The organism is Herminiimonas aquatilis, assembly GCF_042665175.1.
GTDB lineage: Bacteria > Pseudomonadota > Gammaproteobacteria > Burkholderiales > Burkholderiaceae_D > Oxalicibacterium > Oxalicibacterium aquatilis.
In genome coordinates, this window is the sequence record NZ_JBHTCC010000001.1 from 167,821 (window position 1) to 188,904 (window position 21,084).

General features: G+C 51.0%; 22 protein-coding genes and 4 tRNA genes. 4 read left to right on the plus strand and 22 right to left on the minus strand.

Going from position 1 to position 21,084, the window contains the following annotated elements; all coding sequences use genetic code 11:
* Window positions 1-19 precede the first annotated feature (19 nt).
* The 4 genes from ACFQO0_RS00810 to yaaA all read right to left on the minus strand — a co-directional run bounded on the left by ACFQO0_RS00810 (window position 20) and on the right by yaaA (window position 5,155).
* A complete protein-coding gene (locus ACFQO0_RS00810; protein ID WP_382232126.1) occupies window positions 20-1,390 on the minus strand; it encodes an HlyD family type I secretion periplasmic adaptor subunit in 1,371 nt (456 codons plus the stop codon).
* A complete protein-coding gene (locus ACFQO0_RS00815) occupies window positions 1,387-2,169 on the minus strand; it encodes an OmpA family protein (protein WP_382232128.1) in 783 nt (260 codons plus the stop codon). Before ACFQO0_RS00815 ends, ACFQO0_RS00810 begins: the two co-directional genes overlap by 4 nt.
* 58 nt (window positions 2,170-2,227) lie before the next feature.
* Window positions 2,228-3,895: a TolC family protein gene (locus tag ACFQO0_RS00820; RefSeq protein ID WP_382232130.1), complete on the minus strand. Its 1,668-nt coding sequence runs from the start codon at window positions 3,893-3,895 to the stop codon at window positions 2,228-2,230.
* Window positions 3,896-4,378: 483 nt separating this feature from the next.
* A complete protein-coding gene (yaaA, locus tag ACFQO0_RS00825) occupies window positions 4,379-5,155 on the minus strand; it encodes a peroxide stress protein YaaA (RefSeq protein ID WP_382232132.1) in 777 nt (258 codons plus the stop codon).
* Window positions 5,156-5,183: 28 nt separating this feature from the next.
* On the opposite strand from yaaA, the gene ACFQO0_RS00830 reads away from it, so the two are divergent.
* The 4 genes from ACFQO0_RS00830 to ACFQO0_RS00845 all read left to right on the plus strand — a co-directional run bounded on the left by ACFQO0_RS00830 (window position 5,184) and on the right by ACFQO0_RS00845 (window position 8,104).
* Window positions 5,184-5,681: a putative toxin-antitoxin system toxin component, PIN family gene (locus ACFQO0_RS00830; RefSeq protein WP_382233966.1), complete on the plus strand. Its 498-nt coding sequence runs from the start codon at window positions 5,184-5,186 to the stop codon at window positions 5,679-5,681.
* A 73-nt stretch (window positions 5,682-5,754) separates the two neighbouring features.
* A complete protein-coding gene (locus ACFQO0_RS00835; RefSeq protein WP_382232133.1) occupies window positions 5,755-6,534 on the plus strand; it encodes an oxepin-CoA hydrolase, alternative type in 780 nt (259 codons plus the stop codon).
* On the plus strand, window positions 6,531-7,235 hold the full coding sequence (locus tag ACFQO0_RS00840; protein ID WP_382232135.1) for a histidine phosphatase family protein: 705 nt from the start codon (window positions 6,531-6,533) through the stop codon (window positions 7,233-7,235). Before ACFQO0_RS00835 ends, ACFQO0_RS00840 begins: the two co-directional genes overlap by 4 nt.
* Before the next feature lie 176 nt (window positions 7,236-7,411).
* Window positions 7,412-8,104 carry a glutathione binding-like protein gene (locus tag ACFQO0_RS00845; protein WP_382232137.1) on the plus strand — a complete coding sequence of 231 codons (693 nt, stop codon included), beginning with the start codon at window positions 7,412-7,414 and terminating at the stop codon, window positions 8,102-8,104.
* A gap of 65 nt (window positions 8,105-8,169) precedes the next feature.
* On the opposite strand, the gene ACFQO0_RS00850 is transcribed toward ACFQO0_RS00845, so the two are convergent.
* The 18 genes from ACFQO0_RS00850 to ACFQO0_RS00935 all read right to left on the minus strand — a co-directional run bounded on the left by ACFQO0_RS00850 (window position 8,170) and on the right by ACFQO0_RS00935 (window position 21,043).
* Window positions 8,170-8,625 (minus strand): MaoC family dehydratase, encoded by a 456-nt coding sequence (locus ACFQO0_RS00850; RefSeq protein ID WP_382232139.1) that lies wholly within the window; start codon window positions 8,623-8,625, stop codon window positions 8,170-8,172.
* 16 nt (window positions 8,626-8,641) lie between these two features.
* A complete protein-coding gene (locus ACFQO0_RS00855) occupies window positions 8,642-9,064 on the minus strand; it encodes a DUF1178 family protein (protein ID WP_382232141.1) in 423 nt (140 codons plus the stop codon).
* Window positions 9,065-9,069: 5 nt separating this feature from the next.
* A tRNA-Leu gene (locus ACFQO0_RS00860) sits at window positions 9,070-9,156 on the minus strand.
* Between the two features lie 91 nt (window positions 9,157-9,247).
* Window positions 9,248-9,321 (minus strand) — tRNA-Cys (locus ACFQO0_RS00865).
* A 171-nt stretch (window positions 9,322-9,492) separates the two neighbouring features.
* Window positions 9,493-9,568 (minus strand) — tRNA-Gly (locus ACFQO0_RS00870).
* 120 nt (window positions 9,569-9,688) lie between these two features.
* Window positions 9,689-9,764 (minus strand) — tRNA-Gly (locus tag ACFQO0_RS00875).
* A gap of 63 nt (window positions 9,765-9,827) precedes the next feature.
* Window positions 9,828-10,409, minus strand: a complete 582-nt coding sequence (gene pgsA / locus ACFQO0_RS00880; protein ID WP_382232143.1) for a CDP-diacylglycerol--glycerol-3-phosphate 3-phosphatidyltransferase — start codon at window positions 10,407-10,409, stop codon at window positions 9,828-9,830.
* 63 nt (window positions 10,410-10,472) lie between these two features.
* The gene (gene uvrC, locus ACFQO0_RS00885; protein WP_382232145.1) at window positions 10,473-12,329 is read right to left on the minus strand and encodes an excinuclease ABC subunit UvrC; all 1,857 of its coding nucleotides are present in this window, start codon (window positions 12,327-12,329) and stop codon (window positions 10,473-10,475) included.
* A 41-nt stretch (window positions 12,330-12,370) separates the two neighbouring features.
* The gene (gene nagZ / locus ACFQO0_RS00890) at window positions 12,371-13,453 is read right to left on the minus strand and encodes a beta-N-acetylhexosaminidase (protein ID WP_382232147.1); all 1,083 of its coding nucleotides are present in this window, start codon (window positions 13,451-13,453) and stop codon (window positions 12,371-12,373) included.
* Window positions 13,450-13,842, minus strand: coding sequence for a holo-ACP synthase (gene acpS / locus ACFQO0_RS00895; protein WP_382232149.1), 393 nt, complete (start codon window positions 13,840-13,842; stop codon window positions 13,450-13,452). Before acpS ends, nagZ begins: the two co-directional genes overlap by 4 nt.
* On the minus strand, window positions 13,839-14,606 hold the full coding sequence (gene pdxJ, locus ACFQO0_RS00900; RefSeq protein WP_382232151.1) for a pyridoxine 5'-phosphate synthase: 768 nt from the start codon (window positions 14,604-14,606) through the stop codon (window positions 13,839-13,841). Before pdxJ ends, acpS begins: the two co-directional genes overlap by 4 nt.
* Before the next feature lie 10 nt (window positions 14,607-14,616).
* Entirely contained in the window at window positions 14,617-15,504 is an 888-nt protein-coding gene (gene recO / locus ACFQO0_RS00905) for a DNA repair protein RecO (RefSeq protein WP_382232154.1), read from the minus strand.
* A gap of 13 nt (window positions 15,505-15,517) precedes the next feature.
* Entirely contained in the window at window positions 15,518-16,420 is a 903-nt protein-coding gene (gene era / locus ACFQO0_RS00910; protein WP_382232156.1) for a GTPase Era, read from the minus strand.
* Window positions 16,417-17,439, minus strand: a complete 1,023-nt coding sequence (gene rnc / locus ACFQO0_RS00915; protein WP_382232158.1) for a ribonuclease III — start codon at window positions 17,437-17,439, stop codon at window positions 16,417-16,419. Before rnc ends, era begins: the two co-directional genes overlap by 4 nt.
* Window positions 17,440-17,458: 19 nt before the next feature.
* Window positions 17,459-17,860, minus strand: a complete 402-nt coding sequence (locus ACFQO0_RS00920) for a DUF4845 domain-containing protein (RefSeq protein ID WP_382232160.1) — start codon at window positions 17,858-17,860, stop codon at window positions 17,459-17,461.
* Window positions 17,861-17,882: 22 nt separating this feature from the next.
* Entirely contained in the window at window positions 17,883-18,806 is a 924-nt protein-coding gene (gene lepB, locus ACFQO0_RS00925) for a signal peptidase I (protein ID WP_382232162.1), read from the minus strand.
* Complete coding sequence (lepA, locus tag ACFQO0_RS00930; protein ID WP_382232164.1) at window positions 18,803-20,596, minus strand: translation elongation factor 4; 1,794 nt, start codon at window positions 20,594-20,596, stop codon at window positions 18,803-18,805. The genes lepB and lepA overlap by 4 nt, the downstream gene beginning before the upstream one ends.
* A 192-nt stretch (window positions 20,597-20,788) precedes the next feature.
* Window positions 20,789-21,043, minus strand: coding sequence for a glutaredoxin family protein (locus ACFQO0_RS00935; RefSeq protein ID WP_382232165.1), 255 nt, complete (start codon window positions 21,041-21,043; stop codon window positions 20,789-20,791).
* Between the last annotated feature and the right edge of the window lie 41 nt (window positions 21,044-21,084).

Genomic DNA, 21,084 nt, shown 5'->3' on the forward strand with positions numbered 1-21,084 from the left:
ATTACTTCGTCATCTCTGCTCATCTAGGTTCTCGTAGCGCCGTTTGTGCAAATCGATGAACCGGCGACATCAAGTATTGCCATACCGTGCGCCGGCCAACAACGATGTCCGCGGTAGCCGTCATACCTGGCAACAGCGGCATGCCCCCCGCATCTTTTTCCTTGCTTAGGTCACGCGTCACTTCTATCTTGATTCTGTAATTGCGTTCGCCACGCTCTTCCGGCACCGTATCCGCACTGATCTCGGTAACGACACCTTTCATCGAACCAAATACGCCGTAGTCATACGCGGTAACCTTGACGCTCGCTGGTCTGCCAATTGCAAGTTCTGCGCGGTCAGTAGGACTGATGTTGGCTTCGATCACAACTTTGTCATCGATCGGTGTCATCTCAAGAATCGGATCACCCGGTTTAACCACTCCGCCCACTGTATTGACAAAGAATCGATTGATGACGCCATCCATAGGTGCTTTGACTTCAGATCGCAAGACACGGTCATTGCGCGATTTCATTTCTTCGGACAAGCGAGCCAGATCCGTTTCTGCCGTAGTTAGTTCTGCACGAGCATCAGCGCGAAAACGGGTAACGCCATCCTGTACCTTGGCTTGCGCCTCGGAGATCGCCGCACGCAGTCGTGGAATCATTGCACTAGCTGCATTCAGACGGCTGCGCACATCCTGCACGCGAGATTGAGATTGAATGTCTTCCAGTTGCGATGCTGCATTTTTGACATACATCGCATGCACCAATTGATATTGCTGCTGCGCTAAATTGAATTCATCTGTCAGGCTTTTTTGACGGCTTGTGGTTTCTGCCAACTCAGCTTGTCGTTGTGTCGCCTGCTCACGCAGAATACTCACTTCACCATTCAGCTTGCCTTGTCGTGCAACAAAAGCTGCCTGTTCGCTTTGCACTGCAGGCGTATCCAACGGAATGTCGTCTGGAAAACGAATTTGCGTTTCGCCACTGGACTCTGCAATGAGGCGTGCCACTCGCGCACGCAAGCTCAATAATTTGACGCGACCTTCGCCCTGATCCGAACTGGCGCGAACATCTCTAATGACGACAAGAACCTGATCCTTGCGCACAGTCGCACCTTCACGCGCGACAATAGAGGACACGATGCCGCCTTCCAGATGTTGAATCACTTGATTGTGCTCAGAAGGCACGATGCGGCCTTGGCCGCGTACCACCATATCGATAGGTGCAAAAATAGCCCATATCGTTAGCAGCAATATTCCTGCTGCAACCAGTAATACGAAAAATTTTGGCCGTGGCATTTCTCGGTACATTTCCAGGCCTTGGTCCAGCGTAGGCGTCACCTCACGCATCCACGCTTCTATGCGGTGAATGATGCTGGTGACAAAGCTGACAAGGCGAGGAAATTTCATTTTGCGTTTGCCGAATATTGAATAACTACAGACGAATCACTTTCGGCACTTTCCGTACCTGGCACCACTCGGCTGGTAATACGATCTGCCGCAATACCAAGATCAATCAAGTAATTACGCACGGCAATCGTGCGGTAGTAAGCCCGGCGGCGACCTTCGGTGTAAGCAACCGTACCCACCACACCAGTTATCACCAACTTGCCTTGACCTGTCTTGACTTTATCTGTCCAGCGCTTGATGTTGGCATCGAGCACCTTGTTTGTGTCGCTATTGAGCTCGACACCGTCTTTTTCAAAACGCAGCGTGACAGCTTCAAATTTCCCATCGATCTTGATTCCGGGTGGCGCATCAGTAGAGGCACGCGCCTTATCGATTTGGATGACCTTGCTTGGCGCGCTGTCATCGCTACTTAAACTACCTGGTAATGCGCTGTTGGAACCTGCGGCAAGTTTCGCCTGCAGTACGGCAACTTGCCCCTTCAATGCGGCAATCTCGCGAATTTGTTCCTGACTTTCGTTTTTTAAACGCGCAGCATCAGGATTCTTGCCATCGTCCAGGCGACTGATATTTGGCTGATCTTTTGACGGTGTTGCAACCTGCTCCTGCAATTCCTTTTTTTCGATAAACTTGATTGCCTTGAACTGCGCTAATTTCTGCGAGTAGTAAAAAAGCGTGACTACAAAAACCACGACGACAAAGATCATCACCAACACCACATTGGATAAAGCATCTACGAAGCCTGGCCAGAAATTCTGTTCCCTTCCTCCGCCTTCCATCATTCCCCCAGATTCATTGCATTGTTTGCAGTAGCATTTAAAACATCATTTGAGACAGTACTTACTGCAAAGGCGTATTCATTTCATCTACAAATGCAGATGCACGTCCGGTGTTGCGCAAGATTTGGTAACTGATATCAGCTTGCAAAAAAAGCAACTGCGCCAAATCAACCCGCGATTGATACGCTTGTTGGTATGCATCGAGTACATCCAGCAGTTGCTTGCTACCAGTAGCTAACTGGTCAAGGAAAACATCAGCAACATTCGCATTGGTTTGATATGCCTGACCCGCAACCTTGATGCGTTTTTTAACTGCATCAAGCGTGCGATAGTTGATTTCAATTTGTTCTTTCAACTTGCGCTCAACATCGGATGCGATATTTGATTTCTCGACAAACTTACTGCCGATTTCTTTTTGATAGTAATAATCCGAACCACCATTCAACAGGTTCATATTCATTACCAGCATGTAGCGTCGGTCTGTCGTCAACACGCCATCACCGCCAGCGTTGCGCGTTCTTGCTTGAGATAATTCCAGAGCTAAAGTAGGGGAAAAACGTGAGCGTGCAGATTTCAATTCTTCATTCGCAGCAGCCGCGTCCTGACGCGCCGCACGTATTGCCGGATTTTCTTCATAGATGCGCTCCAAGGCAACGCTTGAAGACAGTGGGACGACAGGCATCATCTTGGATGGAATACTCAACTGCTGAGCACGAACACCGGTCAATTGCGTCAAGGTGATCATCGCGCTTTCCAGTACGCCCTCGGCTTCGATTGCAGCCGACTGCGCATTCAGCGCACGTCCGCGGACACGATCAAAATCAACCTTGCTGGCGCCGCCGCCTTGCAAGCGTTTATTCATGTACTCCTGCAAGCTGTCCATACGATCAACGTAGCTGCGTGCGAACGTGAGCGCGACATAGGCTCGCATTAAATCGTAATACGCTTTAATTGCCTGGTAGTACAAAGCTTCGCGCGCATCTTCTTTACGAAAATCTGCGGCGTTAGCCAGCTTGCTCTGCTTGCGATAATCGAAATAAGATCCAGGACTGAAAATCGGCTGGCGAAGAATAACTGTGGAATCCCAGCGAATATGGGTATCGCTAGTAGCTGACTGCCCTGTTGTAGGATCGATAATCGATGCAGGAGCGGAATACTCTCTTCCGCGCTGGCCGCGCACATCAACCGTGGGACCCATTTGACCCAATGCAGCATTTTTGGCGTAGATAGCCCCCTGAGCTTGAGCACTCGTGGCCGCATAGCTGTAACTATTTTGTAGCGCTCTCGCCAATGCTTCTTCAAGCGATAGCAAGTTTTGCATCTGACCACGGCCGGCAGCAATTCCTTCTGGCAAGGTAATGGATGAACCGGCAAATGCCTTATCAGACTGCCTGAGCAGCTTCAAAATCTCATCATCAACACCAACGTTCGCAGAGTTATTTTCACTCGCCATCACGGAATTTTTAACAGCTGGCGTGGCAACTGGCTTGATATCCAAGATTGGAGGCACTACGGTTGGGGCAACGGTTTCAGCTGTTGATGCCGAATTTGAAGTTGGAGCAAGACGCTCTACATCTTGCGTAAATGGCTGGGTATCACGTGGATTTTTTGGACGAGTTAAACCGGTCTGCGCGATCTCGGTAGCGGCAAAGCCAAGCTGAGTAACGGTGATAAGTCCAATGATAAGTCCAAGACTTGCGCTTACATTCAATTTTGATTTACTAATCATTACCCCAGTTGCCGATCAATTCCGCCTATCGGCGATTGTCCTACAAAAAAATGACATGACGAAGACATCAACGGTGATGCGTCATCAAAACAATTCCCCCTGTTACATGCACTTTTTCAATGCCATTTTTATGGCGCAATTATAGAGTGTGGCAACAATAAAAAGCGTTGCCGTGCACCAAAATAGTTGTATGCGCACAACTGGAAAATTGATCAACTAACGCTCGTAAGCTGTTGATTTAACAATTAAATTCCACAAGGAAACTTTCTATCCGACTACGAATTCACAATTTGGAAGAATGTCAAAGCTACAAACCATTGCGCCACCTTATGTTTACGGGTGACAGCACTGGTTTATCTCTAAAATTATTTAACAAATTATGGCAAATGGCAGAAACAGATTCGTGCTGTCAGAATCTATCGATGCGTAAAGCACAGAGAAAAACCTACATATCTCTGATGCTAGTCAGCAAGTTTCATACCATTAATTATCAATGCGTCTTTTGAAAACCCAAGAGCGTTCGGTGGAGTCTGCTTCATCGTAGCCATAGCCATCGACATCGAAGTTTTTCAAAGCCTGTGGTTGCACCAGCCCTTTGACTGCGGCATAACGTGCCATCAAGCCGCGCGCGCGTTTGGCGTAAAACGAAATGATCTTGTATTGACCATTCTTCCAGTCCTGAAAAATCGGCGTAATCACCGGCACATGCAGCAATGCAGGTTTCACGACTTTGAAGTATTCTTCCGACGCCAGATTGATCAGTGCGGAAGATTGTTGCTCTGCAATGACCTCGTTCAGCGCATGGGTCACCGTATCGCCCCAGAATGCATATAAATCCTTGCCCACAGGATTGGCGAGCTTGGTTCCCATCTCCAGACGATACGGCTGCATCAGATCGAGAGGACGCAAGCTGCCGTACAAGCCGGATAAAATACGTACCTTCGATTGCATATACGCAAGTTGTCTGGCATTCAAACTGGCGGCATGCAATCCTTCATACACATCGCCGTTAAAGGCGAGCATGGCCTGCTTGGAATTTTTTAACGTAAATTTGGATGACCAATCGGCAAAGCGATTAGCATTCAACACTGCCAGCGGATCCGAGATGCGCATCAGACTACCGATCTGGTCCGGCGAATATTCTTTCAGGATAGCGATCAGTTCGGCAGATCGCTTGATGAAATCAGGTTTGGTATTGATCTCGGTGTTGGCAGGGGTCGCGTAATCGAGTGTTTTGGCGGGTGATAAAACAATAAGCATGTACAGTTCCAACAAATTAATTTTGCCTATGATACCCAAGATAACGAATCCGAAGATGGTGACGCGCATCGTCATCGACACGAATGTCTGTCTGGATCTGTTCGTATTCCGCGATTCGCGTTGGGCCCAACTGCACGCTGCTTTGCAAAGCGGCGCGGTTGACGCTGTCACGCGCGACGACTGCAGAATGGAGTGGAGTATCGTTCTGCATTACCCGCATCTGAAACTCGACGATGCAGCACGCATCAGGGTCGCCGCGGAATTCGATGCATTGATACGCTGTACGCCGATGCCGGCGGTTAACGAGGCGGCGGTGAGGCTACCGATATGCAAGGATAAGGACGATCAAAAATTCCTCGAGCTATCACGCGACATCAATGCCGACGTCTTGATAACCAAAGACAAAGCGCTGCTGAAGCTGGCCAGAAAAACGCGCCGCGATGGCTTGTTTTCCATCATGACACCAGAGGCATGGACACAGGACGCTTTGGCCGTGCACGAAGTCTTCTTGCGAGCCGACTCATAGCCACTGGCTGGCGCGGTAAAAAGCAGGTGCTTGCTGTATATTCGCAGACACATCCATCTTCTATCGAGACCTTATGTCGGCTGAAATCCGGGCGTCGCGCCACGAAGCAACACTCATACTTACCCTCTCCAATCCAGGCGCAAAAAATGCGCTGCATCCGGATATGTTTGCCGCAGCGATTGAAGCCTTGTCGACTGCCGAACGCGACGATTCAATTCGCGCAGTGATACTGACCGGTGCAGACAATTTCTTTTGCGCCGGTGGCAATCTTAATACCCTGCTGGAGCTTCGTACGCGGGATAGAGTCAAACAGGCCGATGCCGTTGACAGCTTGTGTGGATGGATAGAAGCGATACGCGATTGCCCCAAACCAGTCATGGCTGCGGTGGAAGGCGCGGCGGCTGGTGCCGGTTTTTCGCTGGCACTGGCATGCGATCTGATTATTGCCGGCAGCTCAAGCAAATTTGCGATGTCTTATGTCAAAGTCGGCCTGACGCCTGATGGCGGCGCATCTTGGTTTCTCGGCCAGATGCTGCCGCGCCAATTAGCTACCGAGATTCTTCTGGAAGGAAAACCTGTTCTCGCAACCCGCCTGCATGAACTGGGCGTGATCAATCGCATCGTCGCCGATGGTTCTGCGCTAGACGCAGCATTGCAATGGGCAGATGAACTGGCGGCACTTTCCAGCTATGCTGTGGAGCGCATCAAATCGCTGTCAGGCGAAGCACGCGAGCATTCGCTGTCTGAACATTTTGAAGTCGAAAAACAATATTTCGTCGATAGCCTGAATCATCGCGATGCACAGGAAGGAATTAACGCCTTCCTCGAAAAGCGCACGCCGCACTACAAATGAATCCAGCGAAAAGAAGACGCATCTATCTGATGCGGCATGGCAGCGTCACCTACTTCGATGAGGATGGCAGACCTTATCCACCGGATGACGTTCCCTTGAATGAAACAGGCCGCAGCCAAACCAGTGCAGCTGGTCAGGCTTTCGCCCAGCAGAACATCTATTTTGATCGCGTGATCGTATCCAATTTGCCCCGCACAATTGAATCTGCATTGCGCGTACTGGCACAGACCGGACAGCAAATCGAACTCGAGCAATGGCCGGAATTTCAGGAAGTTCGTGGTGGCGTACTGGAGGATATTCTGGATGATGATCTGGAAGAGGCATTCACCAGCGCCTTCTCCTGCATGGCAGAAGAACACAAGAAATTTCTCGATGGCGAAAGCGTCGGCCAGTTAATCGATCGCATTCATCCCGCCATCGATCTCCTGCGCGCCGATACATCCTGGGATACGATCCTGCTGGTCCTGCATGGTGGCGTCAACCGCGCAATATTGTCTTACGCCATCACAGGGCAACGTCTGTTCCTAGGCAATCTGGAGCAATCGCCCGGGTGTATCAATGTGCTGGATGTCGGCGAGCGACGCAATGACTGGATTGTTCACACCATCAACTATGCACCGCTATTGCCGCTGCAATCTGAATCCAGATATACATCGATGGAAGAAGTCTTGCATCAATATCGCAAATCGCGCGGCCTGTAGGCGCTTCCAGCTGTTCTGCATCGGGCTCAAGCAGTCGCCACACAGTCTGGTCACACGCGGGTAGCCACAGCAGAAAAACCTGAATGTCTGCATAATTAGAAAACTCACATGAAAAATCAGCGCGCGCATTTCGCGCCTATGCATATAGCTCACGACAGCTATCTCAGGAGAAAGAATTGATAGACGTTTATTCAACCGCCACACCCAACGGTCACAAAGTACACATCATGCTGGAAGAATGTGGCCTGCCTTACCGTACACATCACATCGATATCGGTACCGGCGACCAGTTCACCAAAGAGTTTCTGGCTATCTCGCCCAATAACAAGATCCCGGCCATTGTCGATAGCGACGGCCCCGACGGCAAACCGATTTCCCTCTTTGAATCCGGCGCGATCCTGGTTTATCTCGCCAGCAAAGTCGGAAAATTCCTCGGCGACAGCGATAGAGAAAAATTCACAACACTGCAGTGGTTGATGTTTCAGATGGGTGGCGTTGGACCGATGCTGGGCCAAGCGCATCACTTCCGCATCTATGCCCCCGAAAAAATAGACTATGCGTACAACCGCTACACCAATGAAGCGAAACGCTTGTATGGCGTGATCGACAAGCGCCTGGCAGAGAGTGCGTATCTCGCAGGTGATAACTACACGATTGCCGACATCGCGACTTTCCCGTGGCTGCGTTCTTGGGAAAAACAGGGAATTGAATTATCTGATTACCCCAACGTGCAACGATGGTTCAACATCATCAACGCGCGACCTGCAGTACAAAAAGGCGTCACGCTTTTTACCGATGTACGTAAACCGATCACCGACGACAAGGCCAAGGAAATATTATTCGGTGCGACGCAATACTCGAAACACTGAACAGCCTGAAGCAAGCGGACGTTTTTCATGAAAAGGAGACGTCCGCCTTCGCTAACAAAGTATCGCTAGTCGTAATGTCGCAGTACCAGCTCTGCCACACACACCGGTTTATTCGTACCGTCACACTCCAGCGTTACCTCCCACGCCATCTGTACACCACCGGCAATATCTTCCACAGCTTGCAAGGTCATGTGTGCGCGTATGCACTGATCCACTTGCACCGGCGCTGGAAAACGTACTCTGTTCAAACCATAGTTCAGCGCCAATTTGAAAGGTGGGAACGTGATGGAAGACTGCAACAGCATCGGCAACAATGACAAAGTCAAAAAGCCATGCGCAATCGGTGCGCCATATGGTGACTCGTCGCGGCAACGCTCGACATCGACGTGTATCCACTGATGATCGCCGCTAGCTTGGGCAAACAGATTGATGCGCGCCTGATCAATTTTTATCCAGCTGGACACGGCAACTTCCTGACCGACTAAACTTTTTAAATCAGCCACCGATGCGATATGACGCATGATATTTCCTGTCGGGTTACTGAAGCACTTGCTTCAAATGATCTGGCAAAGGCAAAGATACGACTTCAATTCCTTCATCGATCAATTCGGCACGTTCTTCAGACGTTGCCACACCGCGAATGCCACGCTCAGCGGTTTCCTTGTAATGCATGCGGCGTACCTCTTCGGCAAATTGATTGCCAACGTCTTCGGTATGGGCAATCACTTGACGCGCAAACTCCATCAACTGATCCTGCGCGCGATTAGACTCGTCATGCACACGCGCACTTGCACCGGAAATATTTAAACGGGGAGAAGAAGGCAGGCGCTTGATCGTATGATTGCCGCAGAATGGGCACGCGATCAAATGCTGCGAGGACTGCTTGAAAAAGTCATCCTCTGAAGAAAACCATCCTTCGAAGAGATGATCCAGTTCACAGCAGAGGTTATAGACTTTCATGAGTTTGGTGCCCGGGGCCGGACTTGAACCGGCACGCCTATTAGAGCGAGGGATTTTAAGTCCCTTGTGTCTACCGATTTCACCACCCGGGCATGTTCACGCTTTAAAGCACGATCTTAAAGCAGAATTCTAAAACAAGATCGTAAAACAAAATAAAAGCGCCGACGGCGCTTTTGAAAAAACTGGAGGCGGGGGTCGGGATCGAACCGGCGTAAACGGCTTTGCAGGCCGCTGCATAACCACTTTGCTACCCCGCCACGGGTCCGTATTGTACCGCGAAATCAACATCGCATTGTGCGGCACAAACGAAACACTAAAACTGACTTGCTAAGCTTATTACTAAACTTATTTACCAAGCTTACTTAGTAAAACCTGATACTTCTCACGAATAAAAAAGGAAGCTTGAACAGCTTCCTCTTTTAGTAATCTGGAGCGGGAGAAGAGTCTCGAACTCTCGACCTCAACCTTGGCAAGGTTGCGCTCTACCAACTGAGCTACTCCCGCATGTACTACTCACTACTGATAAAACCTTGATTGACATTACTGCAGCAGAATTAGTATTGCGCATCCTGCTGTCATATCAATCAATAAAAAAGGAAGCTGGATCAGCTCCCTTTTAAAATCTGGAGCGGGAGAAGAGTCTCGAACTCTCGACCTCAACCTTGGCAAGGTTGCGCTCTACCAACTGAGCTACTCCCGCATCAACAACAGGTGCACATTATAGAGGATTGACTTTCGTTGTCAAGTACTCCAGTGCGCAAACTTACAGCAAATGCCCGGCGCTTTCCTTGATCAGTGGCCACGCCTTGCGCAAATAATAAAACATAGACCATACCGTCAGGATTGCCGCGATCAGCAGCAGCCATTGGCCCCAGATACGGGTATCGATACCAAAGAAATTTTCGTAATACAACAACATCGGAATCGCGACCATCTGCGCGATGGTTTTGATCTTGCCCAGCGAGCTGACTGCGACTGATTTGGATGCACCGATCTGCGCCATCCATTCACGCAAGGCGGAAATGGTGATTTCCCTACCTATGATGATGAAGGCGATGACTGCATTCACGCGACCAAATTCAATCAGCACCAACAAAGCACCGGCAACCATCAATTTATCCGCAACCGGGTCAAGAAACGCACCGAAAGCGGAAGTTTGATTCCAGCGACGCGCTAGAAAACCGTCTATCCAGTCAGTCAACGCTGCGACGATAAAGATCAATGTCGATGCCAGGCTTTTGTCGAACGGGCCCAGCCATGAATCCGGCAGGTACAACACGCCCACCATCAGTGGAATCAGCGCGACGCGCAACCATGTGAGAAGAATAGGGATATTGAAAGGCATATCAGACTTTATTTACATTTTCATGAATGTGCGCAATGCAGGCGTTGCATGCGCACCCGTAATCTAATGCAATTGCTTGTAAATGTCTTCTGCCAATTGGCGGGAAATGCCCTCGACGGATGATAAATCTTCAACGCTGGCATCCACCACCCCGCGCAAGCCGCCAAAACGGGCCAATAATTTTTGTCGCCGTTTGGCACCGATGCCTTCAATCTCTTCCAGGCGTGAGGTCTGGCGGGCCTTGGCGCGCTTGGCGCGCATGCCAGTGATGGCAAAGCGGTGCGCCTCGTCGCGAATTTGTGCGATCAGCATCAAGGCTCCGGACTCCTTGCCCAGCTCTTGCGGTGCGCGACCATCGACGAACACCAGGGTTTCCAGGCCAACCTTGCGGCCCTCTCCCTTGGAAACGCCGACGATCAGGCTGATATCCAGACCTAGCTCCACGAATACCTGCCGCGCCATTTCCACCTGGCCTTTGCCACCGTCGATCAACACGACATCGGGCATCACGCCATCGCCGTTGGCGACTTTTTCATAGCGACGCATCAGTACCTGCCGCATCGCTGCGTAGTCGTCGCCAGGCGTTATGTCATTGATGTTGTAACGCCGATATTCGCCGTTCTGCATCGCATGATGATGGAAGACAACGCATGATGCCTGGGTCGCCTCGCCCTGCGTATGACTGATGTCGAAGCACTCGACACGGAAAGCTTCGATATCCTCCACATCTATCTTCAATGAATCAACCAGCATGCGCGTACGCGTTTGCTGCGAGCCTTGTTCGGACAACAGACGAGCGAGTGAAATCTCGGCGCCCTTCTGCGCCATCTCCAGCCATTGACGGCGGGGCTCCTGCGGTTGAAATACCAGATTGATGCGATGACCGCATTGCTCCATCAGCGCAAGCATCAGCTCCGGTTCATCAAACTCGGTATTCAACACCAATGTCCCGGGAATAAATTTATCGATGTAATGCTGTGCGAGAAAAGCCTTCATCACTTCAGCAGCGACTGACTCTTCCGCACTCGTCAGCACATTATCGACATGCGTAGGAAAGTAGGCACGATCGCCCAGATGCCGTCCGCCGCGTACCATCGCCAGATTGACACAGGCACGACCGCCCTGCACGATCACTGCAATGATATCGATATCCGCATCACCACCGGTTTCCATGCTTTGCTGATGCAACACTCGTGACAAGGCATTGATCTGATTGCGTACAATTGCGGCCTGCTCGAACTTCAACTCTTCCGCATATGCCTGCATCTTGGCCTGCAATACTTCCAGCACTTCCGTCTGCCGTCCACGCAAAAACTTTGCCGCATTATCGACATCCAGTGCGTAATCTTCGCGACTGATGTAGTTGACGCAAGGACCGCTACAGCGATGGATCTGATGCAGCAAGCAAGGTCGTGTGCGATTGGCGAATACGGAATCTTCACAGGTACGCAGCAGAAAAACCTTCTGCAAAATCTGCATCGATTCCTTGACAGCCCAGCCGCTGGGGAAAGGACCGAAGTACTGATTTTTTTTATCTACCGCGCCGCGGTAATACGCCATGCGCGGGAATTCCTGGCCGGTGATTTTCAGATACGGATAGGATTTATCATCGCGAAACAGGATGTTGTAACGCGGCTGCAGAGTCTTGATCAGATTGTTTTCAAGCAGCAGCGCTTCAGCTTCGCTACGCGTGACTGTGGTTTCCAGACGAACGATCTTTTCAACCATCAAGGCAGTACGCGGACTGGCGAGATTTTTCAGGAAATAGCTGGAAACGCGCTTCTTCAGATCGCGCGCCTTGCCGACATACAGAAGATTGTTTTCTCCATCGAAATAGCGATACACGCCGGGCAGGTGCGGCAGCTTGGCTACCGTTTCCAGCACAATTGCACGCGGATCTGGCGCTTCAATATCAGACATCTTGCACTCACCTGCCCATGATCAAAAGCCGCGACACATCATCAAGCTGATGCCAGCGACAATGCTACTTTCTTCGCTGCGATATAACGCGCGTCTGCTTGCAGATCATTCCACATCAAGGCAGGCGATTGCGGCGTCAATGCTGCGATGCGGGCGGCAGATTGCTGCATCGCTTTGCCATCCTCGATCTTCAGGCCATTCAACAATTGATCGGCCTTGTCAGGCGAGTTACAGATCAGCACCATGTCGCAGCCCGCAGCCAGTGCCGCATGTGCGCCATCAATCACATTGCCGGCCACACTCGCGCCCTCCATGCTCAAATCGTCGCTGAAAATGATGCCGTCAAAACCAAAATCCTTGCGCAACATCGTCAACCATTTGCGTGAAAAGCCGGCAGGATGTTTATCGACCTTGGGATAAATCACATGGGCCGGCATCACGCCGGCGAGACTCAGACCTAGCCAGTCGTAAGGCGCTGCGTCTTCAGCCAGAATCTCTTTCAGCTCGCGTTCATCGACCGGGATTTCCAGGTGCGAATCCGCTTTCACAAAACCGTGGCCGGGAAAATGTTTGCCGCAGTTGAGCATGCCGGCCAGCATCAAGCCGTGATTCAAACTCTTGGCCAGCAGGCTGACTACACGCGCGTCGCGGTGGAAGGCGCGATCGCCGATTACACCTGATTCACCGTAATCGAGATCGAGCACAGGTGTGAACGACAAATCGACGCCACATGCACGCAATTCTGCTGCCAGTACATATCCGACATCAGTAGCAGCTTTGGTAGCGGCCAATACATCCTTGTCCCACAAGGCACCCAACTTGCGCATGGCCGGCAAATGAGTAAAGCCATCGGTTTTGAAACGCTGCACGCGACCGCCTTCATGATCGACGGCGATCACGATGCCGGGACGTGCTGCATGTATGTCGGCAGTCAAGGCTGTCAGTTGTGCTCTGTTCTTGTAATTGCGTGCAAACAGAATCACGCCACCCGTCAATGGATGTTGAATTCTACGTACGTCGTCCGCTGTTAATTCGGTGCCAAGCACGTCCAGCATGACCGGACCAAAAGTGGAATCAACACTTGCTGAATCAAAAGCTGAATTTGTAGCCACTGCTATGTTCATTTTTTCTCCACTATCACAAAAGCGACCGCGTACTCGACTTCATCTGTAATCGAGACTTGCGCGGTCAGTCCATTCATTTCCATATATTCTGCCAGTTTGCCACTGGTGACCACGATGGGTTTGCCGCTGGGCGCATTCAAAATCTGCGCGGCACGCCACGTCATCGGCATGTGTATGCCTAAACCTATGGCTTTGGAGAACGCTTCTTTGGCAGCAAAGCGGGTTGCCAGAAAACGCAAGCCACGCGCTGCCACTTTGGCTTTACGTCGGTGATATTTTTCCAGTTCTTCCACACCGAGTATACGTTCGGCAAAACGGTCGCCGTGACGCTCCAGTGCGGCCGCAATGCGGTCTATCTTCATGATATCGGTGCCGATGCCATAAATCATTTTTGCAACCCGCCCAAACGCGCAGAAGTCATGATGGCCTTCATTTCACGCACGGCTTTTTGCCAGCCGACGAAGACTGCGTGCGCGACGATCGCATGACCGATATTGAGTTCAGCTATATCCTGAATCGCAGCAATCGCCTGCACATTGGTGTAATGCAGACCGTGGCCGGCATTCACTTTCAAGCCGCGTTTCATCCCCTCCAGCACGCCCTGCTGCACACGTTGCAATTCCATCTTCTGACTGGCTTCGTCATGCGCATCTGCATAACGCCCCGTATGCAATTCAATCACTGGTGCACCGGCTTCGGCCGCAGCCTGAATCTGTTTGGCGTCGGCGTCGATGAACAGGCTCACGCGTATGCCTTCTGCTTGCAACTGCTTGATGGCAGCAGATACTTCTGAAAAATATTTGATGACATCCAGGCCGCCTTCGGTTGTTACCTCTTCACGACGTTCTGGTACCAGACAGACATCCTGCGGCTTGATGCGGCAGGCGAAATCCACCATTTCCGATGTGACGGCAGATTCCAGATTCATGCGTGTGCGTAATTGCGGACGTATTAATTCGACGTCTGCATCCTTGATGTGACGCCTGTCTTCGCGCAGATGGAGAGTTATGGCATCTGCGCCAGCTTCCTCTGCCAGCAAGGCTGCCTGCAAAGGATCGGGATAAACCGTGCCGCGCGCATTGCGCAGCGTCGCCACGTGATCGATATTGATACCGAGTTCGATGATGGAAGATTGGGGTTCGAGAAAACTCATCTTGTGTCCGTTAAAGCTGCAGCAGGTCTATTAATATCTGACGCGTATTCAGTGGCGCGCCATTCAGATGATGCGCCAGCAAAAAGCGCATCAGAAATTTGCTTTGCATTTGCGTAGTCGCATTGCTGTAATCTTCGCATTCCATATCCAGCAAGGTCTTGCCGGCAACCTGAGGCCAGGTATCCGAAGGCCGGGCCGGACGCGGGCCGCGCTCTGGATCGACGACGTAGTTAGTGGCAGGGTTCAAGGGATTGCGTGTCGCGGTGCAAATCTGCCAATCGCCGGACACACCCGTTTCTTTCAACAGTGCGCGCTCGAATTTACGCAATACAATTGCCGCCGGCTCATCATGAGCAAGCTGATTCAATGCGCTGACGTAATGATCGAACAATGCAGGATGGGGATCGTCGCGTGCCAGCAGCTTGACCAATAATTCGTTCAGATAAAAACCGCACAGCAATGCCGATTTTTCCAGGGGCAAAAGTCCGCCTACCCATTCGGCCGCGGTCAATGTCCGCACTTCTGCCTTGCCGCTCCAACCTACAGACAGCGGCTGAAAAGTTTGCAGTACACCACGCAATCTGGAATGCGGACGCTTTGCACCTTTGGCGACCAGCGCAATGCGCCCGTGGTCGCGGGAAAAAACGTCGACGATCAGGCTGGTTTCTTTGTAGGGATAACTGTGCAGCACAAAGCCGGGTTGGTCGGCAATGCGTGTATCTTTTTCCATTGAGCGTGTACGCCGCGGCACAGCTTTCGGCGTAACTGTTGCGGCCGGCAATGCCGCCGCCGATGGCAACGAGGGAATATTTATGCTGGCATCATCGGCATGCGCCGCCGACTTTTCTTCATCGGAAGAATAGGATAAAGAGCGGACGTCGGCGATGAGTGCAGTCATCTATGGTTCGATTTTATTCGTAGCCGTATGCGCGCAAACCGGCTTCGTTATCAGCCCAGCCGGATTTAACCTTGACCCAGATTTCCAGATACACAGGACCGCCAAACAGGCGTGCCATATCCAGTCGGGCTTGTGTAGAGATATCTTTCAGACGCTCACCCTTGTTGCCGATCACCATGGATTTATGCGTATCGCGTTCCACCAGAATAGCGGCAAAGACGCGGCGCAAATCGCCTTCGACTTCAAACTTTTCGATCAGCACTGTGCTGGTATAAGGCAGCTCGTCACCGACAAAACGGAATAATTTCTCACGGACGATTTCAGCGGCAAGAAATTTTTCACTCCGATCGGTAATATCATCTTCACCAAAGATAGGCGGATTTTCCGGCAAGTGTTTTTTGATTTCGCCTTGCAGATTATCGAGCTGAAACCGCAATTTGGCAGAAACCGGCACCACGGCAGTAAAGTCGCGCTTGGCGGCGATTTGCTGCGCAAACGGTAACAACACTGCTTTGTCTTTGACACGATCGGATTTATTGATGACTAATATGCATGGCACATTTTTAGGAATCAAATCCAGCACTTGCTGATCAGCCGGGCCAAAAGTCCCTGCCTCTATGACAAACAAGATCACATCGGACGCAGTCAGCGTATTCGTCACGGTGCGATTCAATGTCTTGTTCAATGCATTCGAATGACGCGTCTGAAAACCTGGAGTATCGACGTAGACAAATTGTGCATCGTCTATGGTTTGAATACCCGTGATGCGATGACGCGTGGTTTGTGCCTTGCGTGATGTGATGCTGACCTTGGCGCCGATCAGTTCATTCATCAACGTGGATTTACCTACGTTAGGGCGACCGACGATCGCGATATAACCGCATCGAAAGTGTGACAGTGCGGTGGATTCAGTCATGCAATTTTGGAATGGGAAGTGGTAGAGGTTTTTTTGACGACGTCGTCCTCTGCGGTCGATGTCGCATTGTTTGTAGATTTTGATACTGAAGTTATTGCAGGAGCGATCACTGCGTCAGCTTCGACAATCAAGCTCTTTTGAGCATCCGAGGCCGGATCTGAAATCATATCTGATTTCAGATCGGCTTTGATTTCAGTGTCGGTCTTGGCTTCTATCTTGGCCGTTTTTGAATCTGGCTTGGCTTTGGATACCGGCTTGATTTCATCCAGCTGCACGGTCGCAATACCAGCCAACTTCAGCTGCGCGGTCCGCGGCTTGCTCTTGCGACTTGAGCCCGGCGTTTTTACCAACGCAGCCTGTACAGCTTCCAGTGCGAGTTTGGCTGCGGCCTGCTCACCGGCGCGACGGCTACCGCCTGTGCCGAATACCTGAATATCCAGTTTCGGTACCAGACATTCAATTTCAAATTCCTGATTGTGCGCAGCACCGTGCGTGGCGACGACATTGTATTGAGGCAGTGCGATTTTTTTACCTTGCAGGTATTCCTGCAACAGGGTTTTTGCATCCTTGCCCAGCGTTTTGGGATCGACGCTATCGAGTATAGGAATGTAAAGCGCACGAATCGCGTCGCGCGCAGCATTGAAGCCGGCATCGAGAAAAATCGCACCAAACAATGCTTCCAGCGTATCGGCCAGTATCGAAGGACGACGGAAACCGCCGGATTTCAATTCGCCTTCGCCCAGACGCAAAAACTGCGACAACTCCAGACGCTGGGCGATTTCATACAGGGACTGCTGCTTGACCAGATTGGCACGCAGGCGCGATAAATCGCCTTCATCTATCTTGCTGTAACGGTCGAACAGCAAGGAGGCAACCACACAGTTCAAAATGGAATCGCCAAGAAACTCCAGGCGCTCGTTATGCACACTGCTATGGCTGCGATGCGTCAAAGCCTGCTGCAGCAATCCAGCATCCTTGAACGTATGGCCTAGCCGATTTTGCAGTAACGTTACATCCATTTTTCTATCGCTTCTTACCTTAAGGTGCTGCTTTTTTCTTCAGTCTGTTTTCGTTGGTTGAACCGGCATAATCAATCAACAGGCTGACCGGTCCAACGAGCGGAATAATCTTTTGGTACGCGAAGCTGATTTCGATATCTTCGCCATTTTTCAGAATTTCCAGATCCTTGCCACTAATCGCATCGATGTAGCCCACTTCAGCCTGACGATTGAATGCTGAGCGCATTTCAGGAATGCCGCCACCGGCTACCTTGACGCTAGCTATCGCTTTCTTGATCGAAAAATATTCGGTAACGGTAGGAGTGACTTTCATTGCCAGCACCGCAATGACGCCTATGATAGCCAGCACCAGTATCAATCCAACCAGAGTGACGCCCTTTTGCTTGCGATACATGCGTGCTGCCCTTGTCATGTTTGCCATCTACTCGCGCTCCTGACTATGATTATTGAAAACTGCCGATGCGACCAAGGTTATTCGGGAAATTATTCAAATTCAACCACACGAAAAATGCTTTTCCGACAATATTTCTATCCGGCACAAAACCCCAATATCGACTGTCCAGACTATTATCACGATTATCGCCCATCATGAAATATTGTCCAGCCGGGACTTTGCAGGTAAATCCTTCTGCGTCGTAAGTGCACAAATCGCGATTCGGGAAATCATGCGGATTGGATACATAGGACGGAGCACGCGGATTGTTCAGTATCTGGTGCGCCACGCCGTTCAAATTCTCGCTCAGCAGCTTTGAATAACTAAGTGTCTCTTCATCCAGATAATCAGGCAATGCTTTGTAAGAAACTTGCGCGCCATTAACAGTCAAGCGTTTATTCCGATAAGTGACCGTATCGCCAGGTACACCTACCACGCGTTTGATGTAATCCAACGTCATGTTTTCCGGATATTTGAAAACCATCACATCGCCGCGCTGAGGATCGTTCACTTCGATCACTTTTTTATTGATGATGGGCAGGCGAATGCCATAAGTATATTTATTGACCAGGATCAGATCGCCGACTTGCAGCGTTGGCACCATGGAAGTCGACGGAATCTTGAATGGCTCATAAAGGAACGAACGCAATCCGAACACCAAAGCGATTACCGGGAAAAAGCTGCCTGAATATTCTATCCAGGTTGGTTGACGCATCAAGCTGGCTTGTAATGCGGCACGACCATTGTTATCGGGCTTGACCCCATCGCCTGCCAGCTTGGCATTACGTGCATCGAACTCAGCCAGAACCGCATCCGCATGGGCGCGGCGCTTTTTCGACAGATAAAAAACATCCAGTACCCAGACGATGCCTGTAGCGACTGTCAGGATGAAAAGAATCAGCGAAAAATTGCCCAATAGATCTTGCAGTGTCATTTATCGTCCACTTGTAGAATTGCCAGAAACGCTTCCTGCGGGATCTCGACCGAGCCCACTTGCTTCATGCGTTTCTTACCGGCTTTTTGCTTTTCCAGCAGTTTTTTCTTGCGGCTGATATCGCCGCCGTAGCATTTCGCCAGCACGTTCTTGCGCAGTGCCTTGACGTTTTCACGCGAGATGATATTGGCACCGATAGTGGCCTGGATCGCGACATCGAACATCTGGCGCGGTATCAGTTCACGCATCTTGGCCGCTACCTGACGCCCGCGATACTGGCTATTCGATCTATGCACGATGATGGCGAGCGCATCGACCTTTTCGCTGTTGATGAGCATGTCGACCTTGACTACGTCAGAGGCACGATATTCCTTGAACTCGTAATCCATCGAAGCATAACCGCGCGACGTCGATTTCAATTTATCAAAGAAATCGAGCACGATCTCGGCCATCGGCATCTCGTAGACCAGTTTTACCTGACGACCGTGATAACTCATGTCCATCTGTACACCACGCTTGGCAATACACAGCGTGATGACAGAACCAACATATTCTTGCGGCATGTACAGATTGACGGTGACGATAGGCTCGCGTATTTCTTCAATCTTGGAAGGCTCAGGCATCTTGGACGGGTTATCGACCTTGATCAGGCTGCCGTCGCCCATGATGACTTCGTACACAACGGTCGGTGCCGTCGTGATGAGATCCATATCGAATTCGCGCTCGAGTCGCTCCTGCACAATTTCCATGTGCAGCAGACCGAGGAAGCCGCAACGGAAACCAAAGCCCAGCGCTTGCGAAACTTCAGGCTCGTACATCAGCGCCGCATCGTTCAGCTTCAACTTTTCCAGTGAGTCGCGCAATGCGTCGTACTGATTCGCCTCAACCGGAAACAGGCCGGCAAACACTTGCGGCTGCACTTCCTTGAAGCCAGGCAAAGCTTCAGCGGCTGGACGGCTGGCCAGCGTAACGGTATCGCCAACCTTGGCGGCTTTCAATTCTTTAATGCCTGCGATGATAAAGCCCACCTGCCCTGCGGACAGGGTTGGCAACGAGACCGAGCGCGGTGCAAAGACGCCGATGTTTTCGACCAGATTGACCGAACCGCTCGCCATCAACAGAATTTTTTCTTTTGGTTTCAAGGTGCCGTTGACAACACGCACCAACATCACCACACCGACGTAATTATCGAACCAGGAATCCACTATCAATGCCTGCAACGGCGCGTCCGGATCGCCCTTGGGTGGCGGCACTTTGGCAATCAGCGACTCCAGCACATCCGCCACGCCCAGACCGGTTTTCGCCGAACATTGCACAGCGTCGGTCGCATCGATACCGATCACATCTTCGATTTCCGCGATGGCCGCTGGCGGATCGGCATTCGGCAAATCGATTTTGTTCAGCACCGGAACCACTTCGACGCCCAGATCCAGCGCCATATAGCAGTTCGCTACCGTCTGCGCTTCCACGCCCTGCGATGCATCAACTACCAGCAGCGCACCTTCGCAGGCAGACAATGAACGGCTGACTTCATAGCTGAAATCGACGTGACCAGGCGTATCAATCAGATTCAGGTTGTACACCTTGCCATCGCGCGCCTTGTAGGACAGCGCAGCAGTCTGTGCTTTGATCGTGATACCACGCTCACGCTCAAGATCCATCGAATCGAGGACTTGGGCCTCCATTTCGCGATCAGACAAGCCGCCGCACAATTGAATAATGCGGTCGGCAAGCGTCGATTTACCGTGGTCGATGTGGGCGATGATGGAAAAATTGCGGATGTTGTTCATTAACCAAGTGACAATTACAAAAAAAGCGCTCTTTGCTGGGATGTTTTCCCCAAGCGAGCGCCTTGTTACAGAGGGATGACGGCCCCGGCATTTTACCGGATTTCAGAGGGCAAAGCCCATAAATTCCCGGTCTGCCTGCAGGTAACGCGAAAATTATGCACAGCGGCACATGCATGACCCGCAACAAATCGGTCAAGCCTGGCTGATAAACGCCCGTACGGCCACCTCATCCAGAAAATAATGGCAAAGCTGCTGCACTGGCTGCCCATTCCTGCTGGCGACCAGTACAGGTACCAATTCATCGTATTGGGCGACTAGTGTCTCGTCTGCGTCCACATCGACCACGGCAATTGAGATGGGACCAGCGATTTCCAAGCCGCGTAGTGCTGCCAGCATGTCATCACACAAATGGCAATAGGTCCGGGAGTACAAGGTGAAATGAATCAAAGGAAAATTCCACTCAAAAGAAAAGGCTGCAAGCTTTTCAG

Bases quoted from the DNA above. Each gene is read 5' to 3' on its own strand.
- rnc (WP_382232158.1), bottom strand. From the start codon at position 17,439: ATGGATGTAACGTTACTGCAAAATCGGCTAGGCCATACGTTCAAGGAT.
- ACFQO0_RS00810 (WP_382232126.1), bottom strand. From the start codon at position 1,390: ATGAAATTTCCTCGCCTTGTCAGCTTTGTCACCAGCATCATTCACCGC.
- ACFQO0_RS00835 (WP_382232133.1), top strand. From the start codon at position 5,755: ATGTCGGCTGAAATCCGGGCGTCGCGCCACGAAGCAACACTCATACTT.
- acpS (WP_382232149.1), bottom strand. From the start codon at position 13,842: ATGATTTATGGCATCGGCACCGATATCATGAAGATAGACCGCATTGCG.
- lepA (WP_382232164.1), bottom strand. From the start codon at position 20,596: ATGAACAACATCCGCAATTTTTCCATCATCGCCCACATCGACCACGGT.
- ACFQO0_RS00855 (WP_382232141.1), bottom strand. From the start codon at position 9,064: ATGAAAGTCTATAACCTCTGCTGTGAACTGGATCATCTCTTCGAAGGA.
- era (WP_382232156.1), bottom strand. From the start codon at position 16,420: ATGACTGAATCCACCGCACTGTCACACTTTCGATGCGGTTATATCGCG.
- ACFQO0_RS00830 (WP_382233966.1), top strand. From the start codon at position 5,184: ATGATACCCAAGATAACGAATCCGAAGATGGTGACGCGCATCGTCATC.
- recO (WP_382232154.1), bottom strand. From the start codon at position 15,504: ATGACTGCACTCATCGCCGACGTCCGCTCTTTATCCTATTCTTCCGAT.
- lepB (WP_382232162.1), bottom strand. From the start codon at position 18,806: ATGACACTGCAAGATCTATTGGGCAATTTTTCGCTGATTCTTTTCATC.
- ACFQO0_RS00920 (WP_382232160.1), bottom strand. From the start codon at position 17,860: ATGGCAAACATGACAAGGGCAGCACGCATGTATCGCAAGCAAAAGGGC.
- uvrC (WP_382232145.1), bottom strand. From the start codon at position 12,329: ATGTCTGATATTGAAGCGCCAGATCCGCGTGCAATTGTGCTGGAAACG.
- ACFQO0_RS00815 (WP_382232128.1), bottom strand. From the start codon at position 2,169: ATGATGGAAGGCGGAGGAAGGGAACAGAATTTCTGGCCAGGCTTCGTA.
- nagZ (WP_382232147.1), bottom strand. From the start codon at position 13,453: ATGAACATAGCAGTGGCTACAAATTCAGCTTTTGATTCAGCAAGTGTT.
- ACFQO0_RS00840 (WP_382232135.1), top strand. From the start codon at position 6,531: ATGAATCCAGCGAAAAGAAGACGCATCTATCTGATGCGGCATGGCAGC.
- yaaA (WP_382232132.1), bottom strand. From the start codon at position 5,155: ATGCTTATTGTTTTATCACCCGCCAAAACACTCGATTACGCGACCCCT.
- pdxJ (WP_382232151.1), bottom strand. From the start codon at position 14,606: ATGAGTTTTCTCGAACCCCAATCTTCCATCATCGAACTCGGTATCAAT.
- pgsA (WP_382232143.1), bottom strand. From the start codon at position 10,409: ATGCCTTTCAATATCCCTATTCTTCTCACATGGTTGCGCGTCGCGCTG.
- ACFQO0_RS00850 (WP_382232139.1), bottom strand. From the start codon at position 8,625: ATGCGTCATATCGCATCGGTGGCTGATTTAAAAAGTTTAGTCGGTCAG.
- ACFQO0_RS00820 (WP_382232130.1), bottom strand. From the start codon at position 3,895: ATGATTAGTAAATCAAAATTGAATGTAAGCGCAAGTCTTGGACTTATC.